Source organism: Liquorilactobacillus oeni DSM 19972, from assembly GCF_001436275.1.
GTDB lineage: Bacteria > Bacillota > Bacilli > Lactobacillales > Lactobacillaceae > Liquorilactobacillus > Liquorilactobacillus oeni.
Genome location: NZ_AZEH01000037.1, coordinates 51,820 through 65,516 on the forward strand (window position 1 = coordinate 51,820; position 13,697 = coordinate 65,516).

The window sequence follows — 13,697 nt, forward strand, 5'->3', positions numbered from 1 at the left end:
TTTACTCAAATGAAAAAATATTATTTTTCTGTATTTAAAGGTTAAATTTGACAATTTTATCTGAATGTAATATTATTCAAACATCGAATATTTTGATATTCGAAATAAATTTTAAGTGAGGTGACGAATGTGGCAATTATGGATGCTCAAGAAATTATGGATTTAATTCCAAATCGTTTCCCGATAATTTATATTGATTATGTTGATGAACTTATTGCTGGAGAAAGTATCATTGCAACGAAAAATGTTACAATCAACGAATCTTTTTTTAAGGGACACTTTCCTGGAAATCCAGTGATGCCCGGGGTTTTGATTATTGAATCGCTTGCCCAGGCCGCTTCGATCCTTATTTTAAAATCACCTGAATTCGCTGGGAAAACTGCTTATTTAGGAGCGATTCATAAGGCTAAGTTCCGGCGGGTGGTTCGCCCAGGTGATGTGCTGAAACTGCATATTAAATTAACGAAAAAAAGAGAGAACATGGGAATCGTTGAGACCAAAGCTGTTGTTAACGGTGAAAAAGCTTGTCTTGCAGAGCTGATGTTTGTCGTTGCTGAGAGAAATGAGAAAATCTGATTAAGAAGATTGTTGTTTTTTTGCTCAAGTACTTTGATAATCAAAGGTTTACATCGTTATGTATTATAGAAAAAGGATGAAGATATTATATAAATGAAAGAACGAGTAAAAACAATCAATGATTCTCTAGTAAGAATTTACAGCGATATCTTGTGGATTGAGGAAAATGAACTGCGCAAAAGCCAATTTAAAGATCTTTCAATTAAAGATATGCATGCTATCAATGCAATTACAATGTATGAAAATAAGACAGCTTCTCATGTTGCACGTGAGTTGCACTTGACACCAGGAACGTTAACGTCGACGATCGATCGTTTAGTTAGAAAAAATTATGTTCGTAGAATTAGAAGTAATGATGACCGGCGTGTAATTCGATTGGGTCTTACCAAGCAAGGCAGATTAATGTATCGTGCACACGATGCTTTTCACAGAATGATGATTAAGAGCTTTTTAAAAGATGTTGAGCCCCAGGAAATCAAAACAATAGAAAAGGCTCTGCGTAATTTGGAAAGTTTCTTGCGTGAACATTCTTAGGATCAAGGAGTAATCTGGATTTGAAAAAGATAAAAATTGTTGAAACTGCTAGTTTCGTACCACAGAAAATAGTGACGAACGATGATCTCAGCCAAATAATGGATACCTCGGATGAGTGGATCAAAACTCGCACTGGTATCAAGCAACGCCATATTAGTATTGGTGAAAATACTTCTGCTCTATGTCTGCATGTGGCACAAAAGCTGCTTGAAAAAAGCGGCTGGGAAGCCGACTCTATCGATCTGATATTAGTAGCTACTATGTCGCCTGATAGTTATACACCTGCAACAGCAGCACTTGTTCAAGGAAAGCTGAATGCACGCAATGCACTTGCGTTTGACATCAGCGCAGCTTGTTCAGGCTTTATCTATGGGCTGAAAGTTGCGGAGAAGTTTTTGCAACAAGGAAGTACAAAACGCATTATGCTGATCGGCGGAGAAGTTCTTTCAAAGGTGATTGATTGGAGTGATCGGACTAGCGCAGTCCTTTTTGGAGATGGTGCAGCGGGTGTTCTTCTTGAAAGCCAAGTAACAGGAGATTCAGATTTTCTAGGTGCAAGTTTGCATACATTCGGAGAGTTTGGCGACAAGCTGGAGGCTGGAAAAACAACAGCAATTAGTTCATTTCCGAATTTATCCGAACATCACATTAAAGCTTTTTCTATGTCTGGTAGAGATGTTTATACGTTTGCAACGCATCGGGTTCCTGAATCAATTGTTCAAGCGGTGAAGACGGCCGGTCTTTCCTTGGAAGAAATTGACTATTTTGTGTTGCATCAGGCAAATTCGCGAATAGTTAAACAAATTGCAAAGAAGCTGGCTCAGCCGCTTGCAAAGTTTCCGATGAATATTGCAGAATACGGAAATACTTCTGCTGCAAGTGTTCCGCTTTTACTCGATGAATTGATTGCACAAGGTAAAATCAAGCGTGGTGCTAAGATTGCTTTAAGCGGTTTTGGCGGTGGCTTGACAGTTGGAACTCAAGTTATAATATATTAAAATACAAAAAATTATTGAGGAGTGTTTTTTAACATGACAGAACAAGAAATTTTCGAAAAAGTAAAAGGTATCGTAGTTGAACAATTAGATGTTGATGCAGCAGATGTAAAGATGGAATCAGATATTAAAAATGATCTTGAAGCAGACAGCCTTGATGTTTTTGAAATCATGAATGAGTTAGAGGATGACTTGGACATCAAGTTAGAAGCTGACGAAAATGTTAAGACAATCAAAGATGTTGTAGATTATGTTAAAAAAGAAATTGATGCTAAATAGTTAATGGGGACTTTTGATTATGAAGATTGGCTTTTTATTTAGCGGTCAAGGAGCTCAGTTCAGCTCAATGGGCCTGGATCTTTACCGTGATGATCAAGAATATCGTAGTTTGATTGATCATTTTAGTGAGGCCTTAAAGCTTGATTTGCTAGAAATCTATAAAGATAAAAAGGGGCAACTCTCAAAGACCGAATATGTGCAGCCTGCAATTGTTGCGATGAGTCTGGGAATTTATAAAATGCTGCAAAGAGACTTTCCTAGCCTTGAAGTTGCCGGCATGCTGGGACTTAGTTTAGGAGAGTATGCAGCATTGATTGCTGCAAAAGCTTTTTTACCGGAAGATGGTCTTGCAGTTTTAAAAGACCGTGCGCGTTATATGCAAAGTGATGCTGATGAAACAAAAGGGGCCATGGCAGCCGTTATTAAAGCTGACCCGGCTTTAGTGGCTAAGCTTTGTGATGAGGCCAGCACAAACGATGAAGTTGTCAGTGTGGCAAATTATAATACTCCAAAACAGCTTGTGATCGGTGGTCATATAGCTGCTGTTGAGCGGGCTCAAAAACTTCTTGAAGAAAATAAAATTAAAAGAGTCATTCCATTAAAGGTCAGCGGGGCGTTCCATACCCCGCTTTTTCAAAAGACAAGCTTTTTGATGGAAAGAAGGCTCGCAGAAGTTGGAATTCGCGAGACTAGTGTACCAGTAATCAGCAATACTACGACAAGGCCATTTGAAAAAAAGACACTAAAACAAGTATTGGCGCAGCAGGTTATAGCTCCTACTCATTTTGGAGATTGTCTTCAATATATGCTTACACACAGTGGAGTAGATACAATTGTTGAGCTTGGACCTGGGAAAACATTGTGCAAGTTCGCAAGACAGATTGACCGCGGGTTGACCTGTTATCATATTGACAGTGTAGAAAGTTATCAAAAATTCAAAGATGCAAACTGAGGTTAACACAAATGGAATTAAAATCAAAAACAGTTTTTATAACTGGAAGTTCACGAGGAATCGGTGCTCAGATAGCACTTGCTTTTGCGCGTGAGGGCAGCAAGGTTATTTTAAATGCTCGTAAGCAAATTCCGGCTGAACTCATTGCACAGCTTGAGAAATTAGGGGCACAGTATAGTATTGTTTTGGGGGATGTTTCCAAAAGCGAAGATGTTATTCGCATGCAAAAGGAAATATTCGAGGATAACGAAAAACTTGATATCTTAGTCAACAATGCCGGAATTACAGATGACAAACTGATGATTGGGATGAAGGAAGATGCTTTCCGCAAGGTCCTTGAGACTAACTTAATTGGTGCGTTTAATTTATCGCAAAAAATTTTGAAGAAGATGTATAAAAAAAGAAACGGCGTCATTATAAATATGGCAAGTGTAGTAGGACTTCACGGTAATATTGGACAAGCAAATTATTCGGCAAGCAAGGCTGGATTGATTGGTTTGACCAAAACAATTGCGCGTGAAGGTGCTTTACGCAGTGTAAGGTGTAATGCAATTGCTCCCGGAATGATTAAAAGTCAAATGACTGCTGTTTTAGACCAAAAGGTAAAAGATGAGATTTTGCAAGACATTCCGCTTGGCCGTTTTGGAGAGGCCGCCGAAGTTGCACAAACTGCAGTTTTCTTGGCACAAAATGACTATATAACTGGCCAAGTAATAACTGTTGATGGTGGAATGACAATCTAGGAGGTTATTATCAATGAACAGAGTTGTAGTTACGGGGATGGGCGCTGTTACGCCAGTAGGCAATGACGTTGCAACGTTCCTAAAAAACATTTTTTCCGGAAAAATCGGATTTGATACTATCAGTAAATTTGATGCTTCTGAAACAGGAATCACAATTGCTGCTGAAGTTAAGGATTTCGATCCAAAATTACGTGTTGGTAAAAAGTCTGCAAAAAGAATGGACCTTTTTTCACAATATGCTGTTGATAGTGCGATTGCAGCTGTTGAACAAGCCGGAATTAATGAAACCAACACTGACTCTTATGACATGGGCGTCATCTATGGTTCAGGCATTGGTGGTTTGACTACTATCCAAGAACAGGTTATTAAGATGGCTAAAAAGGGCCCTCAAAGAGTTTCTCCAATGTTTGTCCCGACTTCGATCGTTAATATGGCTGCTGGTAATGTTGCTCTGCGTTTTAAAGCAAAGGGAATTTGTACTGCAATTGTCACTGCTTGTTCATCTGGAACCAATGCAATCGGAGAAGCTTATCGTCAAATTCGTGAAGACCGTGCAAAAGTAATGCTTACCGGCGGTGCGGAAGCTTCTGTAAATGAAATCGGAATCGCCGGTTTTGCTGCACTCACCGCTCTTTCAAAGGAAACGGATCCTGCACGTGCTTCGTTACCGTTTGATGCTGATCGTTCCGGTTTTGTGATGGGTGAAGGTGCTGCTACACTTGTGCTTGAAGACTTAGAACATGCACAAAAACGTGGAGCAAAGATCTATGGCGAGATTGTTGGATATGGAAGCACTTGTGATGCTTATCATATGACTTCTCCTGACCCGACCGGTGAAGGAGCTGCCCGTGCAATGCAGCAGGCAATCACTGAAGCAGGTGTGACACCACAACGTGTTGGTTACATTAATGCTCATGGAACAGCGACACATGCGAATGACTCGGGAGAATCTCTTGCGATTAATCGTGTTTTTGGGGAGAACAGTACAGTTAAAGTCAGCAGTACAAAAAGTATGACAGGACATTTGTTAGGTGCTGCGGGAGCAATTGAAGCAGTTATAACAATTGCAGCACTTGAAAATGGCGAACTTCCGGCAAATGTGGGCCTTAAGAACCAAGACCCTGAATGTCGGGTAAATTTGGTTACAGAAAATGCTGAACCAGCTCCTGACCTAGAATATGCGATCAGCAATTCATTAGGTTTTGGCGGACATAATGCCGTTTTGGCTTTTAGAAAATGGAGTGAATAAAAAGTATGGATCTTACTGAAATACAAAAACTGATCTCTGAGTTTAATGAGTCTGCAACTCGAGAAATGGAGATTGAAACTGACGGTTTTCACCTGCGATTAAGTAAGAATGAGGTCACAGCGCAGCTTTTACAGCAGTTGAGTGCACCAACGCAACAGACGGTTTCCAGCAGTGTTGAAAACAGTAGTAATGAAAATAAAAATGAACAAACTGCTGCTTTGCAAGAAGAAGGCAGAACAATCAAGTCTCCGATGGTTGGAAGTGTCTATTTGCAGCCTAAGCCAACGGAGCCTGCATATGTTGAAGCAGGTACACATGTGCATAAGGGTGATGTTGTTTGTATCATTGAAGCAATGAAGATGATGACTGAAATTAAGAGTGATGTTGATGGCGTAGTTAAAGAAGTGCTGGTAAATAATGAAGAATTAGTAGAATTTGACCAGCCTTTGTTTCGTGTTGAGGAGGATTAAAATGAAGTTAGATATAACTGAAATAAAAAAAATCATTCCGCACCGCTATCCAATGCTTTTAATAGATCGAGTAGACGAATTGGTTCCCGGTGAATCTGCGGTTGCAAGACGCAACGTAACTGCGCACGAAGAGATTTTTAACGGCCATTTTCCTAATAATCCGGTACTTCCAGGTGTTTTGATTGTTGAGGCACTTGCGCAAACAGGTGCAGTTGCTCTGCTGTCTATGCCGGAATTCAAAGGGAAAACAGCTTATTTCGGTGGCATTAAGAATGCTAAATTCCGTAAGGTAGTTCGTCCAGGTGATACATTAATTTTAAAAGTTGAGTTGGAAAAAATCCGAAACAACGTCGGATTGGGGCGTGGGCTTGCTACTGTTGATGGACATAAAGTCTGTTCAGTCGAACTGACTTTCATGATTGGTTAAGGTAAGGTGATTTGATGTTTAAGAAAGTCTTGGTTGCAAACCGTGGCGAAATTGCAGTACGTATTATTCGTTCTCTGAAAGAATTAGGGATCAAATCTGTTGCGGTTTATTCCGATGTTGATCGTGAAAGCCTGCATGTTCAGTTAGCTGACGAAGCGGTTTGTGTGGGAAAGGCAAGGCCGCAGGATTCATATCTTAATATGAAAAACATTTTAAGTGCGGCGGTTGGAACAGGAGCCGAGGCAATTCATCCGGGATTTGGTTTTCTTTCTGAAAACAGTCGTTTTGTTGAAATGTGTGAGGCCTGTGGAATAACTTTTATCGGTCCCAGATCTGAGACAATTGATCTGATGGGAAATAAAGCTAATGCACGTGAACAGATGCGAGTTAGCGGAGTACCGGTAATCCCTGGCAGCGATGGTTTTGTTTCAGATGCAGATGATGCTGAAAAGATTGCTAAGAAAGTTGGTTATCCGGTTCTTCTAAAAGCTGCGGCTGGTGGCGGAGGAAAAGGTATCCGCCGTGTCGATAATGAGGGACAATTACGAAAATCATTTGCGGAAGCACAACAGGAAGCACAAGTTTCATTTGGCGATTCGCGGATGTATCTTGAAAAAATAATGAATGATGTTAAGCATATTGAAGTGCAGATTTTTCGCGATCAAAAAGGGAATGCTGTTTACTTTCCAGAAAGAGATTGTTCTTTGCAACGCAGTAAGCAGAAAGTGATCGAGGAAAGCCCTTGTGAACTGATTGATGAAAAGCAGCGCCGTTTTCTAGGAGAAATTGCGGTTAAGGCTGCGAATGCAATTGACTATATTAATACAGGAACACTTGAGTTTTTGATGGATAAAAATCATCATTTTTATTTTATGGAAATGAATACGCGAATCCAGGTTGAACACACAGTAACAGAAATGGTAACAGGTATTGATTTGGTAAAAGCACAAGTCAGCGTTGCAGCGGGAGAAGATTTGCCTTTTGCACAAGATGAAATTGAATGCCGTGGACACGCAATTGAGTGCCGAATCAATGCAGAGGATCCGGCAAATAATTTTGCCCCTTCTGTTGGAAAAATAAAATATTTGTATTTTCCAGTCGGCAACTTGGGCATGAGGATTGATTCCGCACTATATGCCGGTACAACGATCTCACCATTTTATGATTCAATGATTGCCAAGGTAATTGCTTTGGGCAATGATCGCAGCGAAGCTATTCAAAAGATTAAACGTCTTTTAAATGAAATGATTATTAATGGTATTAAAACAAACCAATCCTTCCATCTTGCACTTTTAAGCGATGAAGAATTTGTCAAGGAAACGTTCACAACAGATTACCTGGAAAAAAGCTTCCTATCAAAATGGAAAAAGGAGGGCTAGCGCGTGCAATTATTTAATGAATTAAAGACACTGGGATATAAGCATATTAAGGCTGATAAAAAAGCTAACGAAAAAATCCCTTCAGGAATCTGGCTAGCTTGTCCAAAGTGTCATCAATCCTTTTATCATAAAGACCTTGGGCTTTACCAGGTTTGTCCTAACTGTGAATATGGGTTTCGTATTAAAGCGCGTGAACGTTTAGCCTGGCTGGTTGATGAGTTTAATGAAGATGACGCTGCATTAAAGACAAAAGATCCGCTTGATTTTCCTGATTATGATAAAAAATTGGAAAAGGCAAGACAAAATACCGGGTTGAATGATTCAGTGCTGACGGGGACGGCTAAGATTGCTGGGGAGTTACTTTCACTGGGAATTATGGATCCAAACTTTATTATGGGGTCAATGGGTACTATAACCGGAGAAAAGATTACACGGCTTTTTAAAAGAGCCACACGAAAAAATCTACCTGTTGTTCTATTTACAGCTTCTGGCGGTGCTCGGATGCAAGAGGGAATCTTCTCACTGATGCAGATGGCTAAAATATCTCAGGCTGTTCAGGAACATTCACATGCAGGACTATTATATATTACAGTTTTAACGGATCCAACTACAGGCGGAGTAACCGCAAGTTTTGCAATGCAAGGTGATATTATTTTAGCTGAGCCCAGAGCTTTAGTAGGTTTTGCAGGAAAACGTGTAATTGAGCAGACTACTCATCAAAAGGTTCCAAACGAATTACAGGATGCAGAAACAGTGCTGGATCATGGCTTTATTGATGCTATTGTTCCTCGTAAAGAAATGAAGAAAAAGCTTGCATGGCTGCTTAAATTTCACAATGAAGGGACTGTTGCGAATGGCTAGTTTTCTTGAAAAGAAAAAAACCGCTGCACAAATCGTTGCGAATGCACGTAATGCCGAAAAGGTTAGTGCACAGGAGTTGCTTGCAGGTGTTTTTGATGACTTCTTAGAGTTGCATGGAGATCGTCTGTCAGATGATGATGCAGCAATTATTGGCGGTGTTGCACACTTTGAAGGAAAACCAGTAACTGTGATCCTTACTAACAAAGGTAAAAGTGCTGAAGAACGCCTTAGAACACATTTTGGATGTCCGGAACCCTCCGGGTATCGCAAGTCATTACGTTTAATCAAACAGGCCGAAAAATTTAAAAGGCCAGTAGTTACCTTTGTTAACACAGCTGGTGCTTATCCAGGACAATCTGCAGAAGAAAATGGTCAAGGTGAAGCAATTGCACGAAATCTGCTGGAAATCAGCAGCATAAAGGTACCTGTTATTGCGGTAATATATGGTGAAGGCGGAAGCGGCGGTGCTCTTGCACTTGCATGCGGAGATGCGGTCTGGATGTTTGAAAATAGTATGTATTCTGTACTTTCTCCTGAAGGTTTTGCAGCAATTCTTTGGAAAGATAGTTCTCGTGCTGATGAGGCTGCTGAAATAATGAAACTTACTCCTGAAAAATTACTCGAGCAAAAAATTATCGACGGGATTATTCCCGAGCCACGCTCACATAAACGCTTGTTCAAGGGAGTCAAAAGGGTTCTGCATGAAGAGCTTGAGAAGTATCAGAAATTGTCCGTAAGTGAATTGGTTGAGAAAAGGCAGCAGCGTTTTCAACGTTTTTAAATTCTAGTGGAGGTCAAAAAAGTGGAAAAATTATTAAGTGGTAAAAAAATATTAATTATGGGAGCTGCAAATAAGAGAAGCATCGCTTGGGGATGTGCACAGGCAATGCTTGACAACGGCGCTGAATTGATATTTACATATCAAAACGAACGTTTGAAGAAAAGTCTGTTACGACTGGTTTCAAATGAAGAAAGATTAGTAGAATGCGATGTGTCGAAAGATGAAAGTATTGCGCAGGCTTTTGCCACTATCTCTGAAAAATTTGGAAAAATTGACGGTATTGTGCATGCAATTGCTTTTGCAAAAAAGGATGAACTTGCCGGCGATATCATGAACTCCAGTCGGGAAGGTTATGCACTTGCACAAGACATTTCGGCATATTCTTTAATAGCAGTTGCCAAGTATGCAATTAAATTACTGAAGAATCCAGCAAGTATTGTTACCCTAACTTATTTTGGTTCGGAACGTGCTATTCCAAACTATAATGTCATGGGTGTCGCTAAAGCAGCTTTGGAAGCTAACGTACGTTATCTTGCACGGGATATGGCAAAATACGGGGTACGTGTCAATGCAATCTCCGCTGGAGCAGTTAAGACACTTGCAGTAACTGGAGTCAAAGATCATGGTGAATTGCTGCGTATTTCCGAAGAACGGACTGTTGATGGCAAGTCGGTTACTACTAAAGAAATCGGTGGTACTGCTGCTTTCTTAGTCAGTGACCTGTCAACAGGTGTTGTTGGGGATACGATTTATGTTGATAAAGGTGTACACTTAATTTAACAATTGTTCATAATATTTTTGAGTAATAGAGAATAATGGAATACCCTAAGTATATAACTAATTAAGCTTTGAGTTGGCTGAAAAACAAGTTGTTGAAATACAACTATAAATATAAGAGCTGTGCCAAATTAAAATTTTGTCACAGCTTTTTGAATAATGAAAATAAAAAATGGCAGAACACTTGTTTAAAGTCGTCTTTGCAAGTACACTTATTGTTGGAAATACGAGTCTAAACGAAAGTGGTGCACTATTATGGTTACGGAACAAAGAGCGCTCTTTATTATTTTTGGAGGGACGGGCGACCTCGCAAAGCGAAAGCTATATCCCGCGTTATTTAATTTGTATCGCAAAGGGTTTTTAAAGGAAAATTTTGCAGTGATTGGAACTGCTCGGCGTCCTTGGACTGATGAGCATTTTCAAGAAGTCGTAAGGGACGCAATTCATGCTGAAGGTGCTCTTTTAAAAGACACTAGCCGATTTGCAAGCCATTTCTATTATCAATCGCACAACGTGAATGATACTGAGCATTATACTACTCTTCGTAACCTAGCTGAAAAGCTTGATCAAAAGTATGAGATCGGCGGTAACCGCATGTTTTATCTGGCAATGTCACCGCGTTTTTTTGGAACGATTGCAAAGCATCTTAAGTCTCAGAAAATAGTAACGGCTGCAGGTTACAACCGAGTTATTATTGAAAAACCTTTTGGACGTGATTTTGCAAGTGCTGAGGAACTTAATGAGGCAATTGGACGCTATTTCCCTGAAAAAGATGTCTTTCGGATTGATCACTATTTAGGCAAGGAAATGGTGCAAAATATTTTAGCAGTCCGTTTTGGAAATAACCTTTTTCGGGCTCTTTGGAATAATCGTTATATCGACAATATTCAAATTACGCTTAGTGAATCCTTGGGTGTTGAAGAGCGTGCGGGATATTATGAAACAGCAGGGGCCTTGCGGGATATGGTTCAAAATCATATTCTGCAGATTGTTTCTTTACTGACTATGAATATGCCTGCTTCTTATTCTGAAACTGATATTCGGCGTGAAAAGATTTATGCGTTGAAATCACTGAGAAAATATACTCCTGAAGAAGTTGAAAAAAATTTCGTTCGTGCACAGTATAAAGCTGCAAACGGACAGCGGGGATATCGTGAAGAAGAAAAAATTGCCGATGATTCTTCAACCGAAACTTTTGTTGCAGGCAAGCTGTTTGTTGATAACGAAAACTTTTCTGGTGTGCCAATTTATATTAGGACAGGCAAGCGTTTGAGTCAAAAAACTTCGCGAATTGATATCGCCTTTAAGGCAATGCCGACTAACATCTTCGCACCGCAAAGATTAGGGCAGAATGTGCTGACTATTAACATTGAACCAGAAGGCAAGATTTTTATGCAGATAAACGTGAAAAAAATTGGCCAGGGATTTACTTTAAAAAATAGTCATCTGGACTTTTTCCCGACTTCAAATGGGGAAAGTACTTTTCCTGAAGCATACGAGAAGCTCTTTGCAGATGCTCTTGCTGGAGATGCGACTAATTTTACCCATTGGGAAGAAGTTGCACATTCTTGGAAGTTTGTGGATACTATTCGTGATACATGGGACAAGCAAAATGATGTACTTGAAGAATATCCGTGCGGATCAATGGGGCCGCAAGCATCTGATAAATTGTTGGAGCGTGACGGATGTAAGTGGTTTTATCAAGGGAAAAATAATTAATGAATTAAGAGATAAAGAGCTGAGGTAGAAAATACTGCGGTTCTTTTTTATTATGGTATATTATAAAACAAACATCTGTTCAGTAATGGAGACTGCTTTGTGAAGGGAGTCGGATAGAAATGCGCAAAATAATTCACGTAGACATGGATGCTTTTTATGCATCAATCGAAATGCGTGATCAGCCTGTACTGCGTGCAAAGCCGCTTGTAATAGCAAGAGATCCAAGACATAATAGCGGCAAAGGAGTAGTTGCTACTGCTAATTACAAGGCACGCAGCTTTAAGATTCATTCGGCAATGAGTGCGCAGAAAGCATTAGAATTATGTCCCCAGGCTGTTTTTGTACGCCCAAATTTTGAAAAGTACAAACTGATTTCTAATCAGATTCATGAAATTTTTCATGAATACACCGATAAGATTGAACCCGTGGCATTTGATGAAGCATATTTAGACGTAACGCAAAATAAAAAGGAAATCTCTTCAGCTTTGCTTCTGGCACGAATGCTACAGCAAGAGATTTTTAAAAAAACTCATTTGACTTGTTCGACCGGTATTTCATACAATAAATTTCTTGCTAAAATGGCCTCTGATTTTCATAAACCAGCTGGAATAACACTAGTAAGGAAAGAAGAAGCAGCTGCTTTTTTAGCTCCGCTGTCCATTGAAAAGTTTCGCGGTGTAGGTAAAAAGACTGCTGCGAAAATGCACGCACTTAATATTTTTTCGGGAAAAGATCTATTTCAACAAAGCGAAGCTGAATTGATTGCTCATTTCGGCAAAATGGGGGCAGTCTTTTATCATCGTGTTCGAGGAATCGATGAACGAAAGGTGGAATGGCAGCGTAAACGTAAGTCAATTGGAAATGAAAGAACCTTTGCACAGGCTTTGAAAAGCAGTCAAGAAGTGGAAAAAGTATTGGCCTTTTTGGCACAGAAGCTGGAAGAAGGTTTGAGCAAGCAGCAACTGCATGGTAAAACACTGGTTTTAAAACTGCGTACTAGTGATTTTAAGACGGTTACCAAAAGGATGACGTATGATTCTTTTTTTAAAAATGACAGGAAATTATTTGCTTTTTATGGACAACAGATTTTTGAAGAACTGCAAAATGAGAGAATTGACGTACGGCTTTTGGGACTGACAATGACAAATTTAGCTTCTTTGCAGTTTGAAAATATAGAGCTGCCATTGTGGCAGAATTGAGAGCTTTGTAATTAGCAGCTTTTACCGGTATACTTGTAATTGAAATAAAATGAGGTGAAAAGCATGAAGTTAATATGGCATGGACATTCTGTTATTGAAATTATTACTAATAATGATAAAGATATTTTAATAGATCCTTTTATCACAGATAATCCTTTGACTGATTTAAGGGTGGCTGACTGCCATCCTGATTATATTTTAGTAACTCACGCACATCACGACCATTTGGGGGATACACTTGAAATTGCAAAAAAAAGCGACGCAAAAGTAATTGCCATTGCTGAGCTTGCGGCGTACCTTGGAAATCGTGGTGTTGACACTGAAGGGCTCAACTTCGGCGGTTCATTTAGAGCTGGGGGACTCCAGTTTAAGCTCGTACCAGCTTGGCATACTGCTGCACTTCCGCAACCAGACGGGTCATCTTTAACTTTAGGTGCTGCAGCTGGATTTGAACTGCACATAGATGGCAAAACTCTTTATGATGCGGGTGATACAGCCTTATTTTCTGATATGAAGTTAATAAATCATGGGCAAGGTGTTGATGTGGCTCTTTTGCCAATTGGCGATTACTTTACAATGGGAATTGAAGATGCGCTCATTGCAGCAGCATTTGTCAAAGCACGCCATGTTTTACCCATCCATTACGATACTTTCCCGCAGATTAAACAAGATTCACAAAGGTTTATAGATAACCTTCCTGAAAATGTAGGGCTCAAAGTACAGATCGGACAAGCCTTTGAGCTTTAAGGAGATTTA

16 protein-coding genes are annotated in these 13,697 nt (G+C 39.8%); all 16 read left to right on the plus strand.

Going from position 1 to position 13,697, the window contains the following annotated elements:
• Window positions 1-129 precede the first annotated feature (129 nt).
• The 16 genes from fabZ (FD46_RS05005) (at window position 130) to FD46_RS05080 (ending at window position 13,688) form a co-directional block, all read left to right on the plus strand.
• Window positions 130-576 carry a 3-hydroxyacyl-ACP dehydratase FabZ gene (gene fabZ, locus FD46_RS05005; RefSeq protein WP_057896073.1) on the plus strand — a complete coding sequence of 149 codons (447 nt, stop codon included), beginning with the start codon at window positions 130-132 and terminating at the stop codon, window positions 574-576.
• A 93-nt stretch (window positions 577-669) separates the two neighbouring features.
• On the plus strand, window positions 670-1,110 hold the full coding sequence (locus FD46_RS05010; RefSeq protein WP_057896074.1) for a MarR family winged helix-turn-helix transcriptional regulator: 441 nt from the start codon (window positions 670-672) through the stop codon (window positions 1,108-1,110).
• A 20-nt stretch (window positions 1,111-1,130) separates the two neighbouring features.
• Window positions 1,131-2,108: a beta-ketoacyl-ACP synthase III gene (locus tag FD46_RS05015; RefSeq protein ID WP_057896075.1), complete on the plus strand. Its 978-nt coding sequence runs from the start codon at window positions 1,131-1,133 to the stop codon at window positions 2,106-2,108.
• Window positions 2,109-2,141: 33 nt separating this feature from the next.
• Window positions 2,142-2,384 carry an acyl carrier protein gene (locus FD46_RS05020; RefSeq protein ID WP_054755933.1) on the plus strand — a complete coding sequence of 81 codons (243 nt, stop codon included), beginning with the start codon at window positions 2,142-2,144 and terminating at the stop codon, window positions 2,382-2,384.
• A gap of 19 nt (window positions 2,385-2,403) precedes the next feature.
• Window positions 2,404-3,336, plus strand: a complete 933-nt coding sequence (locus FD46_RS05025) for an ACP S-malonyltransferase (RefSeq protein WP_057896076.1) — start codon at window positions 2,404-2,406, stop codon at window positions 3,334-3,336.
• An 11-nt stretch (window positions 3,337-3,347) separates the two neighbouring features.
• Window positions 3,348-4,079, plus strand: a complete 732-nt coding sequence (fabG, locus tag FD46_RS05030) for a 3-oxoacyl-[acyl-carrier-protein] reductase (RefSeq protein WP_057896077.1) — start codon at window positions 3,348-3,350, stop codon at window positions 4,077-4,079.
• Window positions 4,080-4,092: 13 nt separating this feature from the next.
• Window positions 4,093-5,328, plus strand: a complete 1,236-nt coding sequence (gene fabF / locus FD46_RS05035) for a beta-ketoacyl-ACP synthase II (protein WP_057896078.1) — start codon at window positions 4,093-4,095, stop codon at window positions 5,326-5,328.
• 5 nt (window positions 5,329-5,333) lie between these two features.
• Complete coding sequence (gene accB / locus FD46_RS05040) at window positions 5,334-5,798, plus strand: acetyl-CoA carboxylase biotin carboxyl carrier protein (protein ID WP_057896079.1); 465 nt, start codon at window positions 5,334-5,336, stop codon at window positions 5,796-5,798.
• 1 nt (window position 5,799) lies between these two features.
• Window positions 5,800-6,225, plus strand: a complete 426-nt coding sequence (gene fabZ / locus FD46_RS05045) for a 3-hydroxyacyl-ACP dehydratase FabZ (RefSeq protein WP_057896080.1) — start codon at window positions 5,800-5,802, stop codon at window positions 6,223-6,225.
• A 14-nt stretch (window positions 6,226-6,239) separates the two neighbouring features.
• Window positions 6,240-7,604 carry an acetyl-CoA carboxylase biotin carboxylase subunit gene (gene accC / locus FD46_RS05050; protein ID WP_057896081.1) on the plus strand — a complete coding sequence of 455 codons (1,365 nt, stop codon included), beginning with the start codon at window positions 6,240-6,242 and terminating at the stop codon, window positions 7,602-7,604.
• A 3-nt stretch (window positions 7,605-7,607) separates the two neighbouring features.
• Window positions 7,608-8,465 (plus strand): acetyl-CoA carboxylase, carboxyltransferase subunit beta, encoded by an 858-nt coding sequence (gene accD / locus FD46_RS05055; protein WP_057896082.1) that lies wholly within the window; start codon window positions 7,608-7,610, stop codon window positions 8,463-8,465.
• The gene (gene accA, locus FD46_RS05060) at window positions 8,458-9,246 is read left to right on the plus strand and encodes a carboxyltransferase subunit alpha (RefSeq protein WP_057896083.1); all 789 of its coding nucleotides are present in this window, start codon (window positions 8,458-8,460) and stop codon (window positions 9,244-9,246) included. The genes accD and accA overlap by 8 nt, the downstream gene beginning before the upstream one ends.
• A gap of 21 nt (window positions 9,247-9,267) precedes the next feature.
• Window positions 9,268-10,026 carry an enoyl-ACP reductase FabI gene (fabI, locus tag FD46_RS05065; protein ID WP_083479375.1) on the plus strand — a complete coding sequence of 253 codons (759 nt, stop codon included), beginning with the start codon at window positions 9,268-9,270 and terminating at the stop codon, window positions 10,024-10,026.
• Window positions 10,027-10,278: 252 nt separating this feature from the next.
• Window positions 10,279-11,742, plus strand: a complete 1,464-nt coding sequence (gene zwf / locus FD46_RS05070) for a glucose-6-phosphate dehydrogenase (RefSeq protein WP_057896084.1) — start codon at window positions 10,279-10,281, stop codon at window positions 11,740-11,742.
• A gap of 119 nt (window positions 11,743-11,861) precedes the next feature.
• Complete coding sequence (gene dinB / locus FD46_RS05075) at window positions 11,862-12,941, plus strand: DNA polymerase IV (protein ID WP_057896085.1); 1,080 nt, start codon at window positions 11,862-11,864, stop codon at window positions 12,939-12,941.
• Between the two features lie 63 nt (window positions 12,942-13,004).
• Window positions 13,005-13,688 carry a metal-dependent hydrolase gene (locus tag FD46_RS05080; protein WP_057896086.1) on the plus strand — a complete coding sequence of 228 codons (684 nt, stop codon included), beginning with the start codon at window positions 13,005-13,007 and terminating at the stop codon, window positions 13,686-13,688.
• The last annotated feature ends 9 nt before the right edge of the window (window positions 13,689-13,697 follow it).